The sequence below is a fragment of the Rhodococcus koreensis genome, from assembly GCF_017068375.1.
Taxonomy (GTDB): domain Bacteria; phylum Actinomycetota; class Actinomycetes; order Mycobacteriales; family Mycobacteriaceae; genus Rhodococcus_F; species Rhodococcus_F koreensis.
Genome location: NZ_CP070609.1, coordinates 924,469 through 947,481 on the forward strand (window position 1 = coordinate 924,469; position 23,013 = coordinate 947,481).

Consider the following 23,013-nt stretch of genomic DNA (forward strand, 5'->3'; position numbering starts at 1 on the left):
GTGTTCCAACGCGCGACCGACACCACCGGAGCCGGGCACGTCCTCGACGAATCGCAGGTCGCCGAGGACGCCCCACCTCGCCGACCGTGGCGCGAACTGCTGATGTCCACCCCGGGCCGGCTCACCCTCCTCGGCGCTCTGTTGATTTCAGCCACCCTGGTCGCAGGGGTGGTGCCGTCCGTCTCGGTTGGGGCCCGCCAACAACAAATCCAGACGCTGCGCGGCCATACCGAACCGCTGGCGGTAGCAGCGCAGTCGCTGTACAGCTCACTGTCGATCGCCGATGCAGCCGCCACCACCTCGTTCATCTCCACCGACGCCGATCCGACGACGCTGCTGCACACCTACAATCAAGCGCTTGCGGACGCCTCGGCAGCGCTGGTCGTCGCCGGCACCGGAGTCGACCCGCAGAACCGGGACGCCGTGCAGCAGTTGACGGACATATCCCGACACCTCGGCGTCTACGCCGGACTGATCTCGACCGCCCGCGCCAACGACAACGCCGGAAACCCGATCGGGGTGGCCTACCTCGGTGACGCGTCCGCGCTGATGCAGGACACCGTGCTGCCGATGGCGCACACCCTCTACTCGGACCAGATCCGTGCCGTCGCCGATACCCAGACCCGAACCGAACAGCTTCCCACGGCTGCGCTCGCGACCACGATCGCGGTCCTGGCGTTGCTCGTCCTCGCACAGCTGTATCTGGTGCGCAAGACGCACCGGCGACTGAACCCTGCCCTGCTCGCCGCCACCGCGCTGGTGGCAGTCATCGCGCTGTGGGTGGGCACGGCCGGTCTGGTGTCCTCGACAGCCGGCGCGCGTGCACGGGTGGAGGGCACCGAGCCGCTCAGTGCGATCGCGAGCGCCGGAATCCTCGCGCAGCAGGCCCGCGCCGACGAAACGCTGTCGCTGTTGCAGCGCGGTTCCGACAGCCGGCCCGAGGTCGACTACACCGCGCACACCGCCGCGCTCGCACACCTGATCGCACAGACCCCGCCGGGATCTGCGGCCGCCACCCCCGTGGCCACGGCGAACGCGGACCTCGAACGGTGGCGCCAGGCTCACACTCGCCAGCAGCAGGCACTCGACCGCGGCGATTATCACGGCGCCGCACGCATTGCGGTGGGTACCGGTGCCGACGACTCCGCGGCCGCCTTCGACGACCTCACCACACACATTCAGGAGGCGATCACTGCGTTGCGGGAAGAGGCAGTGAACGCCACCACCGAGTCGTATCGGGCCCTGTCGGCCCTAGCGGACGGTGCGGTCGCGTTGAGTGTGCTCGCCGCGCTCGCCGTCGGCGCCGGGGTGTGGCCCCGAGTGAACGAGTACCACTGATGCGGCCCCACCCCCTCATGACCGCGTGCCGGAACCTCTTCGGCGTGTTGATCACGGCCGCGGTCCTCCTCTCGGGATGCTCCGCGCCGCAAAAGCTCTCGCCGCCGGCCAACGAATCCTACGGTGACCTCCCCCTCCCGAACGGCGCGACGATCATCACGCCCATCGCCGCCACCGGCGGCACTGCCCCGCCCGAACCGCAATCACCAGCAGAGTGCGGCGCCCTTGCCAGCCTTCGCCCCGCACCGCCGGGCGCGGCATCCGCAGGCGGGGCGGTCGCCGCGATTCGCGCGCGCGGCCGGTTGATCGTCGGTGTCGACCAGAGCACCAACCTGATGAGCTTCCGCGACCCGGTGACCGGCACCCTGTCCGGTTTCGACGTCGACATCGCACGGGAAATCGCACGGGATCTGCTCGGGGATCCGTCCCGGATCGAATTTCGCCTCCTGACATCGGCCGCCCGACTCGACGCACTGGAGAACAACGACGTCGACATCGTCGCCCGCACCTTCACGATCACCTGCGCACGTGCGGAACGAATCGCGTTCTCGACCGTGTATTTCCGGGCGAGCCAACGCCTGCTGGTGCGCACCGACGACGCACCAGAGACTCCGGTGAACCTGGAGAGTCTGGCGAACCGGAGAGTGTGCTCGCTCGTCGACACTCCCTCGCTCGATACCGTGCAGCGGCTGGTGCCCACCGCGACGATCGTCGCCGTCCGGGACCTCGACGATTGCCTCATCGTTCTCCAACAGCGCCAGGCCGACGCCGCGAGCACCGATGACGTCATCCTGGCGGGGATGGCAGTGCAGGATCCGCACCTCGAGGTCACCGGCCCCGAGCTGCAGTTGGATCAGTACGGCATCGGCGTGAACATGGACCACGACGACCTCGTGCGGGCAGTCAACGGCACCCTCGAACGCGTACGCTCCGACGGGACCTGGATGCGTTTGTACGACCGCTGGCTTGCCGCCCCGCTCGGTCCGGTGGCCGGCCCGCCCACCCCGACCTACCGTGATTGACAACGGCAGGCAACGTTGATGCGGTCGGGCCTTCCCGTATTCCGGGCTCCCCTTCGGCGGCGACGAATCTCCCAGCTGACCGCCCGGTGAATGCGAAACGCTGCACACACATCGGCCACGAGGGCTAGCATCCCCGATCGTGACAACATTGCGCGGCGTGCCGATGACACTTCTGCGAATGAATTATCAATTGCTGCGCATCCCTTTGCAATTCGTGGAGTACGTCGCAATCACGCAACTCGACGAACGAGCGCCGGCGCGCCTCGCGTACGAGCAATTGCTGATTCGGTGCGATCGCGCGGCCGCCTATTTTCTCGACGACGAGAACGCCGACGGCCGAGCGGCGGAACTTCACCGACATACGACTGCCGTTCGAGCCGGGATTGCCCGTCGACAACAGCAAGTAGATGCCGACAGCGCGACGCTCCTGGATCTCCAGCGCGCCCGGTTCCATCAGCGCCGCCAACCCCGCAGGGCCACCGACCCGGCGTGACGCACCGCGCTTCGCCGGCGCGGCAGCGGCCGATGCGGTCGAGCACCGGGCCGACCTCTCACCGGCACAGGCTCCGTTCGGCGGTGGCGATCAGGATGCGAGCGACCTCGTCGACGGGGAGGCTTCGCCCCGAGAAGAGCTGGTCGAAGCTGTCGAAGCTCGCCAGCAACCAGAGCAGGTCTGCGGCCTCGTCGACGGTGACGTCCGGCCGCAGGACGTCCTGCTCGGCCAGCCGCCGGGCGAGGTGGACCATCCCCCCGGCCCTGTTCTCCTCGATCCGCTCGATGGCCCCGCCGACGGCATCCGCGTCGAGTTGAGCCATCGAGAACAGTGCCCGGAAGACGTCGCGGTGGGCTGCGAACACCCGGACTCCCGCATCGATCCCGCCGCGCAGGTGCTCGCGCGCGTCCGGGTGCTCCACCGCGTCCACCACCCCCTGGAAACCTGCCCGGTTCCACCACAAGTCGGTGGTGAGTGCGTCGAAAAGCCCGGCTCGTGAACCGAACACCAGGTAGACGGTGGAGCGGGAGACACCCGCCGTCCGGGCCACTTTGTCGACACTCACCGGTGTGGCCGGCGCTTCCCGCAGCCGCTCGTAGACCGCGTCGAGGATGTTGCGCCGTGTTTCCTCGGCCGCCTCCGCACGCAGGCGCTGCTGATACTTCCTGGTCGCCACAGGCGTCACTCTAACATTTTCACTTGACATGTCGTCTCGTGAAGTTCACGCTTGTAATCGAAAGACATACTGTCCGGCGAAATTGGGAAGTGTCTGTGCACTCCCCTGGCACCGGGACAACCCGCCTTCCGACGAAGGAGCTGACGTCGTGAACAGCCCGACCACACCCACCCACCCGCAGAGTCCCCCGGCGTCCACTCCTGTCCTGGTGGTCGGTGCGGGACCGGCGGGACTGACCGCGGCCATCACCCTGGCTCGCCACGGGATCGAGGTCCTGGCGGTGGAGCGGCGACCGGCCCCCTCCGGCCTACCGCGGGCGGCCTCGGTCAGTACCCGCACGATGGAATTGCTGCGTTCCTGGGGCCTGGAACAGGAGATCCGGGCTGGCGGGGTGGAGGTCGAATGGAAGCAATGGGTCGGTCCCACGCTCGCCGCGACCGGTGACGCACACCTGACGAGCTTCCCGACCCGTGAACAGAGCGCGGTCCTCAGCCCGACCGCCCCTGCCTCGGTTCCGCAGGATCACCTCGAGCCCGTGTTGCTGGACCACCTACGGTCGTTCGGCTCCGCTCGAGTGGAAATGGGTACCGAGGTGGCCGGCCTCGACAACCGATCCGACGGTGTCGACGTGACACTGCGCGACGTCGAAAGCCGCGAAACCCGATCCGTCCACGCCCGCTTCCTCGTCGCGGCGGACGGCGCGCGTAGCACGGTGCGTGCTGCCCTCGGGATCGCCATGCGTGGGCCGGGCCGTCTGTCCCAGGCCATCGGAACCGAGTTCCGCGCCCCGCTGTGGGAACTGCTCGGCGACCGCCGCTTCTGCATCTACGCCGTCACCCACCCCGAAGCCGCGGGGGTCTTCGTACCGGCCGGCCGCGGTGACCGATGGGTGTACGGCGTGGAGCACGACCTCGCCCGGCAGTCCGTGTCGAGTCTGACGAAGGAGCAGGCCGCCCGCCTCATCCGGCTCGGCAGCGGACTGGCCGACCTGGAGCCGCGCATCGAACGCATCGGGACGTTCACGTTCGCCGCACAGCTCGCGGACCGCTGGCGGGACGGCGCCGTGTTCCTGACCGGCGACGCGGCGCACCAGATCACGCCACGTGGGGGCACGGGAATGAACACCGCCATCCAGAGCGCCCACGACCTAGGGTGGAAACTCGCTTGGGTGCTGCACGGTTGGACCGGCCCGCAGCTGCTGGACACCTACGAAACCGAACGCCGACCGGTGGCCGCGCACAACGTGGCCCGCTCGGCCGATCCGCTCGGCGGAACCCGGCTCGCCGCGCAGGAATTGCCTGCAGACCTCGGCGGCCGAATCCCGCACGTCTGGCTGCCCTCCCACGCCCACACGGTGTCCACCCTGGACCTGCTCGAACCCGGGCTGACGCTGTTCACGACGCACCCGAGCGCGTCCTGGCAGCGCGCCGCGACCACTCTTCCCGGGCCACCGCTCGTCGTCCACGACCTCGACGCCATCACCGCCCGCGGAATGGGCATCCCCCACGGCGGGGCGCTCCTGGCCCGGCCGGACGGGTCGACGGCCGGATGGTGGCCGGCAGGCACCGAACCAGGCACTGCACTCCGCCACGCAATCCACGCCCTGCGGGCCCAGTCGGATTCAGCGGATCGAATTTCCGAAGGCGCTAGTTCGTAGCGTCGACAGCCGCTAGCGCAAGGGGAACCCGAGACGGATCAGCGATTCCTTCAGCCGGTCCCGCCCGTTCAACCGTGCTGCCGAGGCGAGTCGGTCCAGAACCCGTGCAGTCCACGAATGTTCGAGCTGCTGGGCGCCGTAGAAGGCTGCGATCCGCCCCTCGTAGGCGTCGACGTGGTCACGCTGGGCGGGCAGGTCGTATTTCTCGTGGTGCAACACCGCCTGCCGGGGCAGGCGCGGTTTGATCTGGGCGTCGGCGTCCGGATGCGGATGTCCGACGACGAGCCCGAACACCGCGAACACGTGGGGCGGCAGACCGAGTTCCGCGACGACCTCCTCGGGCTTGTTGCGCAGCGCTCCGATGAACACCGTTCCCAAGCCGAGGGACTCCGCCGCGGTCACGGCGTTCTGCGCCGCCAGGGCGGCGTCGATGAACCCGAGGTAGCTGCTCTCGAGGTAATCGGCTCCCTCGATCGGCGCGCCGCGGTCGCCGGCGAGTTGTCGGACGCGGGCGAAGTCGGCGAGCCACACCAGCAGGACGGGGGCCTCGACGATGTGGGCCTGATCGCCGGCGAGCGCGGCCAGGCGGGCCTTCCTGTCGGGGTCGCGGACCGCGACGACACTCCACGCCTGGAGGTTCGACGACGTGGCGGCCGACTGCGCCGCCGAGACGAGGACGTCGAGGGTCTCGTCGGTCAGCGGATCGGGCAGGTAGCGGCGAACCGACCGGTGCGAATGCAGGGCTTCGAGAACCGGATTCCACTGCGCGGGTTCGGTGAGGGCGGGGTCCCAGTAGCGCTGCTGCAGTGCGGTACGAGGTGCGATGTCTGCGATGGTCACCGGGACAGGAAACCCGACTCCGCGTCCCCACTCCAGGGTTCGGCGCACCGTGATTCCTGCGGGCACCACGAACCGGCCGACCGAACGGCGGCTGTCGAACACCGGCGATCGGCGACAGTTCGATGGTTACCATCAGTTGGTCGTGAGCATGTGTTGTCGACCGAATTGAGGAGTGAACGTGACGGAACGGGTCATCGTCGTGACGGGTGCCGGCTCGGGCATCGGACGATCCATCACGACCGCACTACTCGACGCCGGACACCACGTGGTGCTGACCGGACGGACACGCGACGCCCTCGATCAGACGGCGTACGGGCACGACCACGCGCTCGTGGTACCGGCCGACGTCTCCTCACCCAAGTCCGTGCACAGCGTCTTCGCCGCCGTCGCCGAACGGTTCGGCCGCCTCGACGTACTCGTCAACAACGCCGGCACCTTCGGCCCCTCCGGCGCGGTGGACGAGATCGAACCGCAGGACTGGGACCGGACCGTTGCCACAAACCTGACCGGGGTCTTCCTCTGCTCGCGCGAAGCCGTCCGAATGATGAAGACACAGACACCCCGCGGCGGACGAATCATCAACAACGGCTCCCTGTCCGCGCACACACCCCGACCCGCCAGCGTCGCCTACACCGCAACCAAACACGCTGTCTCGGGATTGACCAAGTCGATTGCACTCGACGGCCGCGACCACGACATCTGCTGCACCCAGATCGACATCGGGAACGCCGACACCGCCATGACCGCCGGCATCGGCCACGCCGCCCGCCAGGCCGACGGGTCCGTGCGAGCCGAACCCACCTTCGATCCGCGGTACGTCGCGGACGCGGTCACCCGGCTGGTCGAACTCCCGCTCGACGTCACCGTGCCGACGATGACGATCATGGCCTCCCGCATGCCGTTCGTCGGCCGCGGCTGACCACAGTCCGGCGGCGCCCCCGCGGCCGCTACCCCGTCCAGTCGACTCGGGCGGCCAGTGCGTGCAACGAACGTTTCCTGCTCTCGTTCGATTCGCCGACCCAGGCGATACGCCCGTAGACGTACTCGCGAAAGTGCGGTCTGCCGTCGCGATTCTGCGAATCCGGTCCGTGCCGAACGCAATTGAACAGCAGCGCCTTGACGTCGTCGTACTCGGCACGGGACGCCTGCGGACGAGTGTTGACCACCAGCCCGGCCAGGTGCTGGCATCGGTGTGCTCGCATCACCCGGGTCTTGCCGGGGTGGACGGCGAAGCCTTCGTCCGTCACGATCCGGCCGACGGCGTGGATCAGTCGATCCACCGCCAGATCCGAGCCGGAGAACGCGAGGTCGTCGGCATACCGGGTGTACGCGACGCGGTGGGCGCGCGCAAGTCCGGCCAGCCTGCGATCGAGCCGGTGTGCAACCAGATTGGCGAGAGCCGGCGACGTCGGCGCCCCCTGCGGTAGGTGCGCACCCCGGAGCCGGCTCGCCGCGTCGAAGGGAAGCTCCGCGAGGACACCGGGTGGGGTCGACGTCGTGCAGAGCCCGGCGAGCACCCGCGACACCCGGGTCGGATAGCCGAGTGCGTCGAAGACCGCCCGCACCCGCGTCCGCGAAACCGAGGGAAAGAACGCCCGAAGGTCGATGCGCAGCACGACCTCGTGCCCCGCATGCGGGCCGGCGAAGGTGTGGACACTACGGCCTCGGACGAATCCGTGCGCCGCCGCATGAGGCGGAACGCGATCGAGGACGGTCCGCAGAATCCGGCGCTGTACCTCCCGGAGGCGTTCCTTCGGCGCTTCGAGCAGGCGGTTGTCCGGCCGGATCCGATAGCGGTAGTGCTGCAGCGGCGGCGCCTTCGTGCGCAGCCACCCGCCGGGATCGGCGAACCAGTCGAGTTCGGCGGATGTGAGGCCGACCGCCTCGGCGACCGCGGCGGTGCGCGACCACTGCGGGACGTCGAACCTCCAGTCGTTGCCGGAGACTTCGTCGACAATCGGCTCTGCTCGCTCGATCAGCGGGAGGTCCGACAGCAGCCGAAAGACGCTGTCGATGCCGTCGATCGGCGGCGTGGGCATGAGGTCGTGGAGCCGTGCCGCGATCCGGGCGGCATCCGGCACTCCGGATTCCTCGAAGCGGAGGACGAGGCCGGCCCTCGTCCAGGTTCCATCGATCGCCGCCGCTGCGAGGCGACGGGCGAACTCGGGCGGCAGGGCCGGACGTTCCGTCATGTGTGCGACGGTGCGAGGTGACCGATACCTGTCGTCTGCGGCGCGCCGGAGCACGCGGAGCATGCGGTCGCGCGTCGGACGGTGTCTCCGGTGAACACTGTCGAGCCAGGGGTTACCCCTGACGTGGTCGCGGTCGGCGAACCGGCCACACCACTCTCACCTCCGCACCGTCGCACCTCGTGAGAATGCCACATGACTTCTGCCGTGCGGGGCCCTATCGGTCTTGCTTTCGAATCGAGCGACTCCGCCGGTCGGAGTGCGCCATCGACCCGGTCAGCGGGGGCACAGGGCGACGACGTCGATTTCGACCAGGAAGTCACCGAGGTGCGATCCGACGGTGGTCCGCGCCGGATACGGGTGCGAGACGAACTTCTGATAGGTCTCGTTGAAACCGGTGAAGTCTCGCGCCGGATTCTGCAGGTGGACGGTCGCTTTGACCACGCGCGAGAAGTCCGAGCCGCACGATTCGAGTACGGCTGCGAGATTGCGCATCGCCTGGTCCGTTTGTTCTTCGATGGTGGAGCCGACGAGCTCCCCCGTATCGGGGTGGTGGGGCGTCTGACCTGCTGTGTACAGGACCCCGTCGGCAATGATCGCCTGAGAGTAGGGCCCTGCGGGGCTGGGTGCATGTTCTGTGCTGATCTGTTGCCTGTTCATGTGCATCTCAATCCTGATTGTTCGTTGCTATCGGTCGCGGGCGGGCGGGTGAGGTGTTTACAGCACCTTCGAGAGAAACGCGCGGGTCCTCTCCTGGTGCGGGTTCCCCAGAACCTCGGCCGGCGGGCCCGCCTCGACGACGACACCCTGATCCATGAAGACGATCTGATCGCTGACCTCGCGGGCAAACCCCAGCTCGTGAGTAACCACGACCATGGTCATACCGGCTTCGGCAAGGGACTTCATCACGTCCAGTACCTCACCGACGAGTTCCGGGTCGAGCGCGGAGGTCGGCTCGTCGAAGAGCAGCAACTTGGGCTTCATCGCCAGGGCGCGGGCAATCGCGATCCGCTGTTGCTGTCCCCCGGACAGCTCCCGTGGGTATGCCTGACCTCGGTTCCCCAGTCCGACACGATCGAGCAGCACGTGTGCCTCCGCCGTCACCTCGTCGCGGGGTCTGCCGAGAACGTGGATCGGGGCTTCGATGATGTTCTCGAGCACGGTCATGTGCGGAAACAAGTTGAAGCGCTGGAACACCATGCCGGCATTCAGTCGAGACCGTGCCGTCTGGCGGGGCTTCATCTCGTGAAGCCGGCCATTGCGTTCCGAGTAGCCGATCAACTGTTGATCCACGTACAGGCGGCCCGCATCAACCTTCTCGAGGTGATTGATGCAGCGCAGGAAGGTTGTCTTCCCAGATCCGGACGGTCCGATGAGGCAGGTCACCGAGCCGCGCTCGACACTGAGGTCGATGCCCTTGAGGATCTCGGTGGCACCGAATCGCTTCCGGACTCCCTCTGCTTTCACCATGACGGTGTTCATTTCGCCCTTCCCAGTGCAAATCGACGGCGTGCGGGGGTGACCGCCGCGGTGAAACCGCGCGCGTAGTGCTTCTCGAGCTTGTCCTGGAAGAAGCTCAGGATGGTGGTCATCAGGAGATACCACAGGCTCGCGACGATGAGCAGCGGGATCGTCTGGTAATTCAGCGAATAGATGATCTGCGCGGAGTACAGCAGATCGGAGATCGCCAGAACGCTGACGAGGGTGGTCCCTTTCAGCATCGAGATCACCTGGTTCCCCGTCGGCGGTAACACCACACGCATCGCCTGAGGAAGAATGACCCGGCGCATCAGCTGAGTCTTGTTCATTCCCAGCGCCTGAGCCGCGTCGTACTGGCCGTTGTCCACCGATCCGATGCCACCGCGGATGATCTCTGCCATGTAGGCCGCTTCGTTCAGGGACAGCCCGAGGAGGGCGGCCCCGAGTGGCGTGATCAGCGTGTTGACGGAACCGATCATGAATTCGGGTCCCCCGAAGGGGATTCCGATCGAGATGGTGGGATACAGGGCTGCGATGTTGTACCAAAAGATCAGTTGGACGAGGAGCGGAGTTCCCCGGAAGAACCAGATGTAGCCGCGGCTGATCGAACTGACGATCGGGTTCTCCGACAGTCGCATGACGGCAAGGAGCGTTCCGAGCGAAATACCGGCGGTCATCGAGACGATCGTCAGGATGATCGTCAGAACAACCCCTCGAAGTATCTCCGGCGCAAAGAGATAGGACGACACGACGTTCCAATGGAACCGGTCGTTGGTTGCGACGTTCCACGTCACCGCCACGGCGACGATGAGCAGTGCCAGTCCGAATGTTTGCCGGACAGGATGTTTGAGTGGCACAACCGGGATGGACGTGTCCGGGAACGCCGATACCGCGGACGGTGGAGGGAAGGCGTCTCGCGAGGCCAATTGGTGCATGGTAGGTCTCCTTATTGGGCCGCGTTGACGCGAGCTCGGGTGATCATCGCGGACTCCGCACCATATTTCTCGAGGACTTCCCGGTACGCGTCGCCGGCGATGACGGAGTCGAGTGCCGCGGACACGGCGTCGGCGAGTGCTGGTTCCTTGGTCACGCCGACGGCGACGGGGGTGTAGTCGAACGTGTCCGACACCTCGATTGCCGGATTGTTGGCCGTGGCGTACTCGAGGATCGGTGAGTCTGCCAGCACAGCATCTTGCCGGCCGCTGGTCAGCGCAGAGATCGCCTGCCGCGTGTCCTGGAACTGGCCGATCCGGATCGGCGGCTTGCCGGCGGCCGCGCAGTCCTGCTCGTAGGCCGGAACGTTGACGGTGAGCTGATACGAGCCCGTCAGGACGCCGACTCTCCTGCCGCAGAGAGTGTCCCTCGTGACGGGCTCCGCTCCCTTCGCGACGACGATGGCATTCCCCATTTGCATGTAGTCGACGAAATCCATTGCCGCCATTCGCTTGGTGGTGGGCGTCATCGAGGACACCGTCATGTCGTAGCGTCCGGCAGCGATGCCGGGAATGATGGAGTCGAAATTGACAACCTTGATGTCGACATCCAGGTTCAGGGCCTTCCCGATGAGTCTCGCAATGTCGGGGTTCGTGCCCGTCAGGTACCGGGTGCCCTCCGAATAGAACTGGGTGGGAGGTTCGTTCGTCGGGATCGCCACCCGCAGCGTGTGCCGTGCGGACACCGAACCGGGCAGCAGTGCGACGGCCGATTCGTTCACCGCAAGCGACGGCGTGCTGTCACCCTCGACGGGAGCCGAGGCCGGCGGGTCCGCAAATTCCTCGAGCCGACCGCAACCAACCGTGGAGAGGAGAAGGGCGGCGAGTGCGCCGGCACACAGGAATCGGTGAGAGTAGCCTCCGGGACGACTCGTCATGACGAGGACTTCCGCTTCGCGGTGACCGTGCGCGGTCCGGTGGACGCGTTCGTCGAGCGGGCGAAGGCGGCGTGGCGGTTCCTCACGAGGGACGGCCCGCTGTCCTGCAGTTCCTTGATGCTCGACGCCCCCAGCAGCATCATCGTTCGGGTCATCTCCTCCGCGAAGATCCGCAGCACGTGCGCAACACCCTCCTGGCCCGCCGCCGCGAGGCCGTAGAGGTAGGGACGGCCGATCGCGCACGCAGTCGCCCCCAGCGCCAGCGCCTTGATCGCGTCCGAGCCACGGCGGATGCCGCCGTCGACGATGATCTCGACCCGACCGTTCACGCGTTCGACGATCTCCGGCAGAACGTCCAGCGGGGAGGCCATGTGATCGAGTTGCCGACCGCCGTGGTTGCTGACCTGGATGGCGTCGATCCCGATGTCGGCGGCGATCGCCGCATCGTCGGCGCTGACGCACCCCTTGAGGACGATCGGACCGCTCCATCGGGAGCGCAGGTCGCAGAGGGTGTCCCAGTCGGTGGGTTCGTAGGTACCCGACAGCAGGGTTCGCCACATGTCCGGCGTGCTCGCCAGCGGCCCCTCCGCGATGGTTCCGTCGAGATTGGGGAAGGCGATCGCGTCGTTGCGCAGAAACCTCCACGCCCAAACGGGATGGAGTGCCCCTTCGACGACCGTCCGCGGTTTCAGGGACGGGGGTGCAGTGAAGCCGTTGCGGTAGTCGCGTTCGCGATGACCGATCGCTCGGCAATCGACGTTGACCAGCAGGGCCTCGTATCCCGCGTTCGCTGTCCGGTCGAGCATCGCCTGGAGCATGCCCTTGTCCGCCATCGGTTCGATGTTGAACCAGCGACGAAGGCCCGGGGTCTGCGCGCTGACCAGTTCCATCGGCGTCGTACTCAGGTGTGCCAGACCGTACGGCACATTCGCGGCGAGAGCAGCACGCGCCGCACCGAGTTCGCCCTCCGGGTGAAAGAGTCGTGTTCCACCGGTGGGTGAGAGCATCAACGGCATGGCGACCGGCTTGCCCAGGAGAGTCGACGCCAGGTCGAGGTTCTCCACCGCGCCCCAGCGTGGCACGAAGGACCAGTCGTCGAACGAGCAACGATTGCGGCGGACCGACGCTTCGTCCTCGCCGCCGCCCTCGATGTAGTCGAAGATGCTCAGCGGCAGACGGGCGGCAGCCAGCTTTCGTACGTCTTCGATGCTGTGGCATCGCCGTGCAAGGCGTTGTGACGCGGACCGAGCGGGGCCCTCGACATTCACTAACGACCTGATATCTCTGAGTTTCATCGGGACTCCTCGAAGTGGTGCTGACACCCGGTGCGCGGGGTGGAACCAATAGTGATCCAGACCTCACCTGGTTCATATGGAGGAGTTTCCAAGCTCAAGATCAATGCTTGTAAGATGTTCCAAATGGATCTAACGGAGTCGTTGCGTCATCGCGACACGACACCTGCGCCGATCGCGCTGTCAGCCTGGAACAGGCTGGTGCAGGAAGATCTACTGCACGTCAACCCGACCGCCGAGAATCTCCGCCGTCCCGTCGCCGACGTACAGCTCTACGACGCACTCGACGACCAGGCGAACGTCAGGAACACCGTCGTCCTCGCGATGGGGGTGTCCTGCGGGTCCGCCGGATTCGAGCGGGTACTCGTCCACGCCGCCGACGGCGAGGCCGCCGCAGTGATCGTCAAAGCACGAGGAACACCGATCGAGGACCTGCGGGCCGCGTCCAGTCGTCACGACGTTCCCGTGCTCGTCGTCGGCGACGACGCGGATTGGACACGACTGATCGCGATGGCACGAACAGCGGTCGCGGGTGCTGCGGTCGATTCGGTATCGGGCGTGCGCCTGGGCGATCTGTTCGCCTTCGCCAACGCCGTTGCCTCGATAACCAATGGCGCCGCCAGCATCGTCGATCCTTCGGGCCGCATCCTCGGATACTCCACGGTGCCGGGCCAGCCGATCGACGACCTACGGCGCGAGACGACTCTGACCCTGCAGGAGCGGACACCTCCAGCCCTCGACGCCGATTTCAAGGTCGTCTACTCCTCCACCGCCGCACTGTTCGTGCAGTCGCCCAGCGGGATCGCGGACCGGCTGGCGCTCGCGGTCCGGGCGGGCGGGGAACTGCTCGGATCGATCTGGATCATCGATCCCGGAGGTGAACGCCGCCAACCGGCCCTCGATGCGCTCGACAGGCTGGCGCCGCTGGCCGGACTGCACATGCTTCACGCCCGGTCCGCTTCCGATTTCACCGAACGCCGCAACGCCGATCTCATGCGGACGTTGATGGACGATCCGGCCCGGGCCTCGTTCGCCGCCGCGCAACTCGGTCTCGAGTTCACCGACGGATTCGCCATCGCGGCGTTCGCCCTCACCCATCCGAACGCCGGCAGCCTCGACGCCATGCGCGAACAACATCGGCTACTGCAGCTCGTGACCGTCACCTGCAACGTCCAGTTCCGCAGTGCGTACAGCGCCCTGATCGACTCGGTCGTGTATGCGCTGTTGCCCTGCGCAGGCGACTCTCCCCGTGCAGCCCACCGTCGCGTCATTCGTGACATCGGCTCCTACGCGACGACGATCAGCGCGCATCCCGTCGTCTCCGCTGTGGGCGGGATCGCCGAGCAGATCAGCGAGCTACCTCGATCCCGGACCGAGGCGCTGCGCACACTGCGGTACCTGATGCACCAACAGTCGGTCACGCGAGAGAATCCGACCCCTCGAGCCCCGGCAGCGGCTGTGTTCGAAGACTATTGGACCGAGCTCAACCTACTGGAGATCGGTAAGTACATCACCGAGAAGCAACTGGACAAGTTCGACGTTATCGATGCGATCCGGGCGTACGACGCCACCCATCACACCGACTTTCTGATCACTCTACGTGCGTACTTCGATTCGAACGCGAACGTGTCCAAGGCGGCTGACCGAATGCATGTCCACGGCAATACCATTCGGTACCGGATCACCCGTCTCGCCGAAGAGTTTCAGATCGACTTCGACAATCCGACCACGCGGCTGTGGCTGTGGCTCCGACTCGTTTCGACAGACCTCATGTGAGTGGACGCAAGTAGCGTGGCGGTGAGTGCTGCCGCCAGAACGATGCCAGACGCGACGAGCAATGCCAGGTGGTAGCCATCGGAAAGCAGTGGTGTGACGATGAGCGGGCCCCCGATCTGACCGAGACTGTATCCGGTCGTCAGGATCGCGACCGCGCGTGGGAACTGGAGGTGAGCGCCGATCGTCAGCGACATCTGACTGATGCCGAGGAATGTTCCCCCGAACAGGAAGGCAGAGATCAGGGCGGGCCAGATGCCGTCTGCCACCGCAGGCAGCGCGATGCCGGCGGCCTGAACGACGAGGGCGGTCACCAGCAGGATCGGGCGAGACCATCGCCGGCCGAGCAACGCCCAGAGTGGAGCGGACGGTAGCGCCGCCAGCCCGACGATCACCCAGGCGCCACTGCCGGCGACGCTGCCTGCGGTGTGGTCGATCGCTGCGACGAGAAAAGTGCCGGCGATGATGTATCCGACGCCCTCGAGGGAATAACTGATGAACAGCATACTGAACCAGCGGCGCTTCCTCTTGGGCGATTTTCGGCGCTCCACCGTCGGCGCCATGGGAGCGCGTTCCGGTGTGAGCGTCCACGCGACGAGGGTGCAGATCAGGGTCAGCAGTGCAGCCGCCCACCACACAGAGCCCCAGGTACCCATCGACCGCAGGACGAGGACGACGAGTCCGGACAGGGCAATACCTGCCCCGATTCCGCCGAACGCCCAGCCCGACAGGTGCGCTGCCTGCCCACTCAGAGTGGAGTGCATGGCGCTGACAGCGACGACGAACACCGTCGCACTGGTGACACCTGCGATGAACCGCAACACGCCCCAGAAGGTTTCGTTCGATGCCACCGGCATCAACGCCAGCGTGAGGGTCAGGACGAGCAGCGAGACACGCAGGGTTGCCGCCGAGCGCATCATCCCGGGTAGGGCGATTCCGGCGAGCGCCCCGATGAGATATCCGAGATAGTTTGCCGTCGCCAGACCGGCGCCCGCCGACGGTGTCAATCCTGCCTGGGCCTCCATCAGCGGAAGTACGGGTGTGTAGACGAACCGTCCGATGCCCATACTCGCCGCCAATGCAGCCCCGACCTGGCCGACCGTGACCCACGGCGATGTCGGCGTGCGGAACGTGACCAGGTCTTCGGCGCTGCCACTTGCGTTCATACGTTCTCTTTCAAAGACATTCGCAGCGCTAGCGAGCCACAGATTTCAGGGAGGCCGGGCGGCTGGACGCGCGGGTGTGGAACAGGAAACGCGACAGGGCAGGGGTGGTGGTGGCGTCCTTGCGGCGGATGAACAGGGTTTCCGCGCGCGAGTCGGCCGGCGCGAGGTGATGCACCTTCAAGGCCGACGCCGACGGCGACGCGGTCACGACGCCCAGCGGCAGCAGCGTCACACCGATTCCGGCGGCCGCGCACCCGAGGATGCCCTCGAGACTTCCGAACTCGAGGACGTCCGGATTCGGCAGACCGTGCTGCTCGAAGAGCCGCTCGAGTCGGGCCCGGTAGGCGCAACCGGCCCGGAGGACGAGAACCCTGTGCCGCCGTCCGTCGGCCGACACGGAGTCCAAGTCCGCCACGCGAACGCCGCTCACCAGCACCAATTGCTCGACGAACACCTGCTCGGAGACCAGGTCCGGATGCCGCACCGGTCCGCAGACGAACGCCCCGTCGAGTCGATGCTCGAGCACCTGGGTGGTGAGGGCGTCGGTGGTGTCGGTCGTCAGGGTGAAGTCGACTCGGGGGCATTCCTCGCTGAAGGCGGCCAGCACCCCGGGGAGCCGCAATCCCGCGGTGGTCTCCATCGACCCGATCGCGAGTCGTCCGGAGGGGTCCAGGTCGTCGCCGACGACCTGCGTCACTTCGCGTACGAGCCGAGTGATGTGTTCGGCGTACGGCAGCAGACGTTCGCCGGGGTTCGTCAGAGTCACTCCGCGCGCATGGCGGCGAAACAGTTCCACTCCGAGTTCGTCCTCGAGCGCCCGGATCCGTGAGCTGATGTTCGACTGCACCGTCAGAAGTTCTTTCGAAGCCCGGGAGATTCCCCCGGCGCGGGCCACGGCCAGGAAGAAGCTCAGGTCGCCGATGTCCATCAGGCGTCCCGCGCTTCTCTCCACAGGTCCCGGACGATCTCTTCGGCGGGGGCCGACCGGGCACTGCGATACCCGAGGCCGGCCCACAGGGCGAGGCCCTGCGGATCGTCCGCGGCGCCCGCCGCGGCCCGCAGCCCACTGGTCAGCAGGTGAACCTGCGGATAGGCCGTCACCGCGTAGGCATCGAAGTCGGTGATGAAATCGTTGACCAGGCCACGCGCGGGACGACCCGAGAACGCGCGGGTGACGACGGTGTCTCCGAACCGGGCGTCGTGCAACGCGGCGCGGTGCGCGGCTTTGGTGCCCGCCTCGTCGGCGCGCAGGAGAGCGGTACCGATCTGCACGGCGGTGGCGCCCGCCGCGAGAGCCGCAGCGACGTCTTCGCCCGTCGCGATCCCTCCCGCCGCGACGAGGGGAAGGTCGACCGCGGCGCGGGCCGCCTCGACCAGTTCTCGGGTCGAACGTGGGTCCGGCTCCGCGTCCGGGTCGAGCGTCGCCCGATGCCCGCCTGCGTCGACTCCTTGCAGACAGATCGCATCGACGCCCCGCTCGGCGGCCGACCGTGCCTCGTCGACATCCGACACCGTGGCCACGACGGCAGTGCCGGCAGCGTGCAACCGATCGACGACGCCTCGCGGCGGAAGGCCGAACGTGAAGGACACCACGGGAACTGCACGCTCGACCGCGAGGTCGACCTTGGCGTCGAACGCGTCGTCGTCGTGGTCGACGACCTCGGGCAGCACCACGTTCCGGCGTTCGGCGAGCGGCTGCAACCGCTCCCGATAGGTCTCCACGGCCGCGCGGTCGGCCAGGGGACGGCCTGGGACGAAGAGATTGAGTCCGAATGGTGCGTCCGTCAGAGCGCGAACCGCGTCGATCTCATGGCGAACCGCGTCGACGCTCTTGTACCCGGCCGCAAGGAAACCGAGGCCGCCGGTGGACGAGACCGCAGCAACGAGTTCGGGGGTGCTCGGCCCTCCCGCCATGGGCGCCCCGAATGGGAATTCGGAGGTCTTCCTCGAGATCGAACACCAGGATCCTTTCGGTGGATGGGTGCGTGAGGAACGAGGTTCACGCCGTTCTCACGCTTCCGTCCACCATCGTGCACCGCCGCATCGGGGAGCGGAAATGCCGTTTCGGCTGGATCTATGCTTGGCAGTTATGACTATCGAACTGCGGCATCTGCGAGCGGTCGTGGCGGTCGCCGAGGCGGGCTCGTTCACCGCCGCGGCGACCGCGCTCCACATCACGCAACCGGCGCTGACCCGAACGGTGCAGCAACTCGAGGCCTCGCTCGGCGTGCGGTTGTTCGACCGGACCTCGCGTGCGCTCGCCCTCACCGAGGACGGCGCCGGGTTCGTCGAGAAGGTGCGCGTCATTCTCGGTGATCTCGATTCCGCGGTGGCGCTGTACACCACCCGAACCCTCGCCCTGGGCTTCAGTTGGCTCCTCCCCGATCCGTGGGCGCAGCAGGTGATCGACGACGTCGAGAGGAACTCCCGCGCCACCGTGGTTCCGCGTCGCTGCGACGACCCCATTGCCGCGCTGAACAACGCCACCGTGGACGCCGCGGTCGTCCGCCGGGACGTCCCGGGCGACGAGTTCGTGCAGCATCCGCTGTTCGAGGAGCAGCGGATCGCGGCGGTATCCGCTGCCTCGCCTCTCGCGAGCCGCGAGTCCATCGACTGGGCGGAGTTCGGAACTCTTCCTCTGGTCATCAACACCCTCAGCGGCACCACGTCCGAGGATCTGTGGCCGAACCACGACGGCCCGGTGGTGACGTGCTCGAACTTCGACGAGTGGCTCGAACTGATCGCTGCGGATCGCGGTGTGGGCACGGTTCCGGAAGTCGCCCGGCGGCGGGTAAACCACCGCAATGTCCGGTTCATCCCGCTGGTCGGTGCGCCGCCCGCGGTCGTGAGGTTCGTGTACCGCCGCAACCGGGTGACGCCGCTCCTGCGAGTTCTGCGGGACGCCGCGATCCGCAACTCTCCCCCACCCGGCACCACCGTCCGTCAACCCCGCTGACCGTCACCGCCGCCACACAGTTGCGCGATCTCCCGCTCCAGTTCGGCATTGCGGGATTTCAGGATATCGATTTCGTCCTGCAATCCCTTGCGGGCCAACGTGAGCGATTCCCGCATCCGCGCCTCGCCGTACTTCGGGGGAATGTTCTTCGTGCAGTTCCGGTCCAGCGCCTCGACGTGGACGACGAGCGCGCGGTCACAGCCGGCCTTCACGACCCCGTCAGCCGTGGCGAGGAGCCTGGCGACGAGATCCGGATCGTCGGCACGCTCGACGACCTCGGCTCGTCCGTAAACCTTGACTCTGGTGCGGGTGGGGTAGTCGATGAAGAAGAGGGCCACTGCGTCGTTCTCGTCGAGGTTGCCGACCGTGACGAACTGCTGATTTCCCGAATAGTCCGCGAGCGCGATCGTCGAGGGATCGAGCACGTGCACGAAGCCGGTCGGACCGCCCCGGTGTTGGATGTAGGGCCACCCGGAGGGCGTCACCGTCGCGACGAAGAACGAATCGGTGGCACGGATCAGTGCGGTCACAGTTGTGTCGAGTTCGTCGGGCCTGCCGGTGTTTTCGCCCTGAGCTCGCCTCCGCCCGTACCAGTGGATGCTTCCCGTCGCCTTCTGCCGCTCGGCCACCGGGGCGGTGAACGCGATCGCACCGTACCGGGTCGGGTGTCTCATGACGAGCACTCGGAATCAATCTGCTTCCACGCCCGCCGGACTATCGGGCTGTCCACTCCCCGCCGCAACGTCAGCACGAACACCACTGCCGTGACCGCGGTGATCGCGACGGGATAGATCAGCCCGGCAAGGACGTTCCCGGTCGCGGTGTTGAGCGAGAGCGCCACCAGAGGGGTGAAGCCACCGAACACGCCGGTCCCGATATGGTAGGCCAGGGACAGTCCGGTGTAGCGGATCTGCGGTGGGAACAATTCGGACAGGAAGGCCGCCGTGGGCCCGTAGATCATGGTGACGAAGACGACCTGGATCGTCAGTGCCAGGACCATCTGGAACTGGTCGCCGTGGACGGCGGCGTGTCGAATCCACGCGAACAGCGGAAGGTAGCCGGCTGCCGAAAAGACCAGTCCGCACAGGATGATCCGGGTCCGTCCATGCTTGTCGGACAGCTTTCCGAAGAGGACGAAGAACGGTGTCGCGATGACCAGTGCGATCCCGACGGAGACATTGGCTGTGAGGAAGTCGATCTTCAAGATCGTCTGCAGGAAGTACAGCGTGTAGAACTGGCTCGTGTACCAGGCGACCCCCAGACCGGCGGTCACCCCGAAGACCACGACGAGTAGCAACGCAAAGGACGGCTTGTGCGCGACGGCATCCTTGATCGGTGAACGCGAGAGGTTTCCGGTCCGTCGCATCTCCTCGAACACCGGCGACTCGTGCATCTTCATGCGGATCTTCAGCGAGAAGAGCACCAGGACCGCGGACAGGAGGAACGGGATCCGCCAGCCCCACGAGTCGAATGCATCCTCGCCCAAACTGACCCGGCAGAGCACGATGACGCCGATCGACAGCAGCAGACCGCCGGTCGCGGTGGTTTGGAGAACACTCGTGAGGGCTCCGCGTTTCTTCGAAGGCGAGTTCTCCGCGATGTAGACGACGGCGCCCCCGTACTCACCGCCGATCGCGAGCCCCTGCAGCAGCCGCAACGTCACCAGCAGTATCGGCGCCAGGATTCCTATGTGGTCATAGGTGGGCATCAGTCCGAGCATCGTGGTGGCGCCGCCCATGATGAGCAACGTCGTCAAGAACGTCTTCTTACGTCCGACCCGGTCCCCCATTCTGCCGAACACGACGGCGCCGATGGGGCGCACGACGAAGCCCGTTCCGAAGGCGGCAATCGTGACGAGTAGTGCTGCGGTTCCGTTTCCTTCGGGAAAGAACATCCCCGAGAACACGACTGCGAGACTGCCGTAGATGTAGAAGTCGTACCATTCGATCAACGTTCCGACGCTGGACGCGGTAATGATCTTGCGAAGACTGTTCTTCGCGACACCGCTCGCGAGAGCAGGTGGTGAAACGGACTGGCTGGTCATGGGGAATCCTTCTGGGGGACGCGCGGGGTGACGGTTTGCGAGGTCGCACCGATCGGGCGCTAGGAGCCGATCGCCGCCAGGTCGTGGGAAGTGCGGCCGAGGATCGAGCAGGCCGTGCCGACCATCTCATCGATGATCGACGCGACGGTGCCGACACGATCGATCTGTCCGACGACCTCACCGACGATCAGATTCGCGACGTCGTAGTCCTCGGCCTTCACCGCTGCCAGGAACTGCGCCTGCCTCTCCCGGAGCGCACCCCGCAGGCCCGGCTCGTCGCCGTGCCACCGGCGGATGAAGTCGTTGTGCAGGACTCGCCCGGTGTACCGAGTCGGCCAGGGCTTCTCACGCACGATGTCGAAGGCGCTCTGCCTGATCGTGTCGTCCCCACCCGCCGACAGCGCGCGGTGCTGGGCCGCACGCGGAATCGCCGCCTCCTCGGCCGCCCAGAACCTGGTTCCGACGAGGGCACCGTCGGCACCGAGTGCGAGCGCTGCTGCCAGGCCCCGGCCGTCGCCGATTCCACCGGCCGCCAGCAGCATCACCTCCGGCGCCTCCCGCCGAAGGACATCGGCGATCTCGGGCACCAGGGTGAACGTCGATCGGGCCCCCGTCCCGTGGCCGCCCGCCTCACCGCCCTGAGCAGCGACGACGCTCGCCCCCACCTCGACCGCCCGGCGCGCCTGGTCGACATCGTGCACCTGGCAGATCAGCGGGATTCCCGCGGCACGAATCGCAGGCGCATGCGGCGCCGGGTCGGCGAAGGAGAGGAAGATCGCCGCAGGCCGGTAGCCGATCGTCTTCTCGAGGAGCCGCGGTTGCTGCGCCATGGACCACGTGATGAAGCCACAACCGACCGCGCCGGTCGGCACGTGGTCGAACTGATCGCGCAACCAGGCCTCGTCGCCGTATCCGCCGCCGATGAGTCCCAGCCCACCTGCCTCGGCCACGGCGGTGGCCAATCGCCAATCGGAGACGTAATCCATCGGTGCAAGGACTACCGGGTGTTCGATTCCGAATTTCTCGGTCAGACGGTTCTGCAGACTCATGCGGGGCTCCTCCACACATTTCCGACGTGTCGCCGTGTTCTCCACGTGCTGCACGTCACACCGGACGGCTTTGCGACAACGCTAGAAGCCGGCAGAAGGGGGGTCCAACGGTTTGTACCGAACCCTGCGTTCTCCAGGACAGAACGCTCGAGAATTCGATGGCAGCGCACAGCGGGGTCGCGAAACCCACTGCTCTGCAACAGTTAGCGTGTGGCTCGTACAGGAAGCCCCGATTTCTGGGGCCGATCACGCCACGTGCGCGTCGCGCAGGTTCGCGGCCTCCTCGAGGAGGTCGGGGTCTGCGGTCAGTTCGTGGACTGCGCCGATCTCGGCGAGGATCGCGGCCCGGACCTGTTCGAGACCGAGAGCCGGGTTCAGGTCCGTGAGGGACGCCGCCGTGGCGGGGTCGAACTCCAACTCGAGGGCAGCATTGACATCGGCGAGCACCGCCCGCACGGGATCCGAATCGGCGACCACGAGCTCGAAGCCGAAGAGCCACGCGCCGGCGACTATTCGCTGCGCGGTCCCCGCCAACTTGACGCGTCCCCCGCCGTTCACCGTCCAATCACCGGGGCAGTACTCACCGGGAACCGGTCCGATGCGAGCATCGACGCCGAGCGTCCTCAGTACGGCGACGATCCTCGGGGTGAGGCGCTGGAAGCGGGGCCGGGCCCCGACGATGCCCTCCGTGTCCGGGGAGACGATCTCCACGACGAGGGTCCGCTCGTGGTATGCCGCCGCCCGACCGCCCGCGCCCCGGACGACGGGCGTGAACCCGTGGTGCCGCGCCGCGGCTGCCGCGGCCGGAAACTGCGGCCGAACAGCGTCCAACCGCCCGAACGACAACGTCCGCGCGGGACTGTAGATCCGCACCAGCCCAGACGCATTCGGATCTCGCCCCGTGCGCCGCAGCAGCGCCGAGGCAAACGCCGCATCCATTACGGGATCATCCGGAAAATGCGTGGTCAGCAACTGCTCGATCGTCATACTCTTCCCGTCGGTCCTCTCCGCGGCCGGCACCTCACTACAGTGTCGCCGAGGTTGACGAAAAGAGCACCCTCTTCGTCGCGAAGCCGCGACACCCGCCCGGACCGGTGGGATGGCCGGGCCGGGCGGGTGTCGCGTTGTCGTGACGCGCCCCGCTGCGTCCACCAAGAAGTTCGGACCGC

General features: G+C 66.8%; 21 protein-coding genes and 1 pseudogene. 7 read left to right on the forward strand and 15 right to left on the reverse strand.

Going from position 1 to position 23,013, the window contains the following annotated elements; genetic code table 11:
- From JWS14_RS04175 to JWS14_RS04185, 3 genes are all read left to right on the forward strand, one after another.
- Window positions 1-1,338: a hypothetical protein gene (locus JWS14_RS04175; protein ID WP_072941632.1), complete on the forward strand. Its 1,338-nt coding sequence runs from the start codon at window positions 1-3 to the stop codon at window positions 1,336-1,338.
- Entirely contained in the window at window positions 1,338-2,360 is a 1,023-nt protein-coding gene (locus JWS14_RS04180; RefSeq protein ID WP_206012575.1) for a glutamate ABC transporter substrate-binding protein, read from the forward strand. The genes JWS14_RS04175 and JWS14_RS04180 overlap by 1 nt, the downstream gene beginning before the upstream one ends.
- 139 nt (window positions 2,361-2,499) lie before the next feature.
- Window positions 2,500-2,853: a hypothetical protein gene (locus tag JWS14_RS04185; RefSeq protein ID WP_306454253.1), complete on the forward strand. Its 354-nt coding sequence runs from the start codon at window positions 2,500-2,502 to the stop codon at window positions 2,851-2,853.
- Window positions 2,854-2,911: 58 nt separating this feature from the next.
- Here JWS14_RS04185 and JWS14_RS04190 read toward each other — a convergent pair whose 3' ends face one another.
- On the reverse strand, window positions 2,912-3,529 hold the full coding sequence (locus JWS14_RS04190; RefSeq protein ID WP_206012576.1) for a TetR/AcrR family transcriptional regulator: 618 nt from the start codon (window positions 3,527-3,529) through the stop codon (window positions 2,912-2,914).
- A gap of 148 nt (window positions 3,530-3,677) precedes the next feature.
- Here JWS14_RS04190 and JWS14_RS04195 point away from each other — a divergent pair, with 148 nt between their 5' ends.
- Window positions 3,678-5,186 (forward strand): FAD-dependent monooxygenase, encoded by a 1,509-nt coding sequence (locus JWS14_RS04195; protein WP_206012577.1) that lies wholly within the window; start codon window positions 3,678-3,680, stop codon window positions 5,184-5,186.
- A 12-nt stretch (window positions 5,187-5,198) separates the two neighbouring features.
- Here JWS14_RS04195 and JWS14_RS04200 read toward each other — a convergent pair whose 3' ends face one another.
- Window positions 5,199-6,026 (reverse strand): NADPH-dependent oxidoreductase, encoded by an 828-nt coding sequence (locus JWS14_RS04200; RefSeq protein WP_095864007.1) that lies wholly within the window; start codon window positions 6,024-6,026, stop codon window positions 5,199-5,201.
- Window positions 6,027-6,198: 172 nt separating this feature from the next.
- On the opposite strand from JWS14_RS04200, the gene JWS14_RS04205 reads away from it, so the two are divergent.
- A complete protein-coding gene (locus JWS14_RS04205) occupies window positions 6,199-6,945 on the forward strand; it encodes an SDR family oxidoreductase (protein ID WP_206012578.1) in 747 nt (248 codons plus the stop codon).
- A 28-nt stretch (window positions 6,946-6,973) separates the two neighbouring features.
- Here JWS14_RS04205 and JWS14_RS04210 read toward each other — a convergent pair whose 3' ends face one another.
- The 6 genes from JWS14_RS04210 to JWS14_RS04235 form a co-directional block, all read right to left on the reverse strand.
- Window positions 6,974-8,218 (reverse strand): reverse transcriptase family protein, encoded by a 1,245-nt coding sequence (locus JWS14_RS04210; protein ID WP_206012579.1) that lies wholly within the window; start codon window positions 8,216-8,218, stop codon window positions 6,974-6,976.
- A gap of 273 nt (window positions 8,219-8,491) precedes the next feature.
- Window positions 8,492-8,875: a RidA family protein gene (locus JWS14_RS04215; RefSeq protein ID WP_072941942.1), complete on the reverse strand. Its 384-nt coding sequence runs from the start codon at window positions 8,873-8,875 to the stop codon at window positions 8,492-8,494.
- A gap of 57 nt (window positions 8,876-8,932) precedes the next feature.
- Window positions 8,933-9,697 carry an amino acid ABC transporter ATP-binding protein gene (locus JWS14_RS04220; protein WP_275957893.1) on the reverse strand — a complete coding sequence of 255 codons (765 nt, stop codon included), beginning with the start codon at window positions 9,695-9,697 and terminating at the stop codon, window positions 8,933-8,935.
- The gene (locus JWS14_RS04225) at window positions 9,694-10,629 is read right to left on the reverse strand and encodes an amino acid ABC transporter permease (protein ID WP_206012581.1); all 936 of its coding nucleotides are present in this window, start codon (window positions 10,627-10,629) and stop codon (window positions 9,694-9,696) included. Before JWS14_RS04225 ends, JWS14_RS04220 begins: the two co-directional genes overlap by 4 nt.
- A gap of 11 nt (window positions 10,630-10,640) precedes the next feature.
- Window positions 10,641-11,564 (reverse strand): transporter substrate-binding domain-containing protein, encoded by a 924-nt coding sequence (locus JWS14_RS04230; RefSeq protein WP_206012582.1) that lies wholly within the window; start codon window positions 11,562-11,564, stop codon window positions 10,641-10,643.
- Entirely contained in the window at window positions 11,561-12,859 is a 1,299-nt protein-coding gene (locus tag JWS14_RS04235; RefSeq protein ID WP_241031267.1) for an alpha-hydroxy acid oxidase, read from the reverse strand. Before JWS14_RS04235 ends, JWS14_RS04230 begins: the two co-directional genes overlap by 4 nt.
- 123 nt (window positions 12,860-12,982) lie before the next feature.
- Here JWS14_RS04235 and JWS14_RS04240 point away from each other — a divergent pair, with 123 nt between their 5' ends.
- The gene (locus JWS14_RS04240) at window positions 12,983-14,632 is read left to right on the forward strand and encodes a PucR family transcriptional regulator (protein WP_206012583.1); all 1,650 of its coding nucleotides are present in this window, start codon (window positions 12,983-12,985) and stop codon (window positions 14,630-14,632) included.
- On the opposite strand, the gene JWS14_RS04245 is transcribed toward JWS14_RS04240, so the two are convergent.
- From JWS14_RS04245 to JWS14_RS04255, 3 genes and pseudogenes are all read right to left on the reverse strand, one after another.
- Window positions 14,560-15,795 carry a YbfB/YjiJ family MFS transporter gene (locus JWS14_RS04245; RefSeq protein ID WP_206012584.1) on the reverse strand — a complete coding sequence of 412 codons (1,236 nt, stop codon included), beginning with the start codon at window positions 15,793-15,795 and terminating at the stop codon, window positions 14,560-14,562. The two genes, JWS14_RS04240 and JWS14_RS04245, sit on opposite strands and share 73 nt — an antisense overlap.
- Window positions 15,796-15,823: 28 nt before the next feature.
- Entirely contained in the window at window positions 15,824-16,723 is a 900-nt protein-coding gene (locus JWS14_RS04250) for a LysR substrate-binding domain-containing protein (protein ID WP_206012585.1), read from the reverse strand.
- A pseudogene (locus tag JWS14_RS04255) lies at window positions 16,723-17,755 on the reverse strand (NAD(P)H-dependent flavin oxidoreductase). The gene JWS14_RS04250 and the pseudogene JWS14_RS04255 overlap by 1 nt, the downstream one beginning before the upstream one ends.
- A 129-nt stretch (window positions 17,756-17,884) precedes the next feature.
- Between JWS14_RS04255 and JWS14_RS04260 the strand changes: the two are divergent.
- Complete coding sequence (locus JWS14_RS04260; protein ID WP_095863749.1) at window positions 17,885-18,751, forward strand: LysR family transcriptional regulator; 867 nt, start codon at window positions 17,885-17,887, stop codon at window positions 18,749-18,751.
- On the opposite strand, the gene JWS14_RS04265 is transcribed toward JWS14_RS04260, so the two are convergent.
- The 4 genes from JWS14_RS04265 to JWS14_RS04280 form a co-directional block, all read right to left on the reverse strand.
- Window positions 18,739-19,425, reverse strand: coding sequence for a pyridoxamine 5'-phosphate oxidase family protein (locus JWS14_RS04265; RefSeq protein WP_095864004.1), 687 nt, complete (start codon window positions 19,423-19,425; stop codon window positions 18,739-18,741). The two genes, JWS14_RS04260 and JWS14_RS04265, sit on opposite strands and share 13 nt — an antisense overlap.
- Complete coding sequence (locus tag JWS14_RS04270; protein WP_206012586.1) at window positions 19,422-20,795, reverse strand: MFS transporter; 1,374 nt, start codon at window positions 20,793-20,795, stop codon at window positions 19,422-19,424. Before JWS14_RS04270 ends, JWS14_RS04265 begins: the two co-directional genes overlap by 4 nt.
- Window positions 20,796-20,854: 59 nt before the next feature.
- Complete coding sequence (locus JWS14_RS04275; protein ID WP_206012587.1) at window positions 20,855-21,844, reverse strand: NAD(P)H-dependent flavin oxidoreductase; 990 nt, start codon at window positions 21,842-21,844, stop codon at window positions 20,855-20,857.
- Between the two features lie 246 nt (window positions 21,845-22,090).
- A complete protein-coding gene (locus JWS14_RS04280; protein WP_206012588.1) occupies window positions 22,091-22,831 on the reverse strand; it encodes a lipoate--protein ligase family protein in 741 nt (246 codons plus the stop codon).
- Window positions 22,832-23,013: the final 182 nt, after the last annotated feature.

Excerpts from the sequence above, each read along its gene's own strand:
- JWS14_RS04280 (WP_206012588.1), bottom strand. The coding sequence starts at position 22,831 with ATGACGATCGAGCAGTTGCTGACCACGCATTTTCCGGATGATCCCGTA.
- JWS14_RS04215 (WP_072941942.1), bottom strand. The coding sequence starts at position 8,875 with ATGAACAGGCAACAGATCAGCACAGAACATGCACCCAGCCCCGCAGGG.
- JWS14_RS04250 (WP_206012585.1), bottom strand. The coding sequence starts at position 16,723 with ATGGACATCGGCGACCTGAGCTTCTTCCTGGCCGTGGCCCGCGCCGGG.
- JWS14_RS04225 (WP_206012581.1), bottom strand. The coding sequence starts at position 10,629 with ATGCACCAATTGGCCTCGCGAGACGCCTTCCCTCCACCGTCCGCGGTA.
- JWS14_RS04265 (WP_095864004.1), bottom strand. The coding sequence starts at position 19,425 with ATGAGACACCCGACCCGGTACGGTGCGATCGCGTTCACCGCCCCGGTG.
- JWS14_RS04240 (WP_206012583.1), top strand. The coding sequence starts at position 12,983 with ATGGATCTAACGGAGTCGTTGCGTCATCGCGACACGACACCTGCGCCG.
- JWS14_RS04180 (WP_206012575.1), top strand. The coding sequence starts at position 1,338 with ATGCGGCCCCACCCCCTCATGACCGCGTGCCGGAACCTCTTCGGCGTG.
- JWS14_RS04260 (WP_095863749.1), top strand. The coding sequence starts at position 17,885 with ATGACTATCGAACTGCGGCATCTGCGAGCGGTCGTGGCGGTCGCCGAG.
- JWS14_RS04220 (WP_275957893.1), bottom strand. The coding sequence starts at position 9,697 with ATGAACACCGTCATGGTGAAAGCAGAGGGAGTCCGGAAGCGATTCGGT.
- JWS14_RS04270 (WP_206012586.1), bottom strand. The coding sequence starts at position 20,795 with ATGACCAGCCAGTCCGTTTCACCACCTGCTCTCGCGAGCGGTGTCGCG.
- JWS14_RS04235 (WP_241031267.1), bottom strand. The coding sequence starts at position 12,859 with ATGAAACTCAGAGATATCAGGTCGTTAGTGAATGTCGAGGGCCCCGCT.
- JWS14_RS04245 (WP_206012584.1), bottom strand. The coding sequence starts at position 15,795 with ATGAACGCAAGTGGCAGCGCCGAAGACCTGGTCACGTTCCGCACGCCG.
- JWS14_RS04210 (WP_206012579.1), bottom strand. The coding sequence starts at position 8,218 with ATGACGGAACGTCCGGCCCTGCCGCCCGAGTTCGCCCGTCGCCTCGCA.
- JWS14_RS04275 (WP_206012587.1), bottom strand. The coding sequence starts at position 21,844 with ATGAGTCTGCAGAACCGTCTGACCGAGAAATTCGGAATCGAACACCCG.
- JWS14_RS04230 (WP_206012582.1), bottom strand. The coding sequence starts at position 11,564 with ATGACGAGTCGTCCCGGAGGCTACTCTCACCGATTCCTGTGTGCCGGC.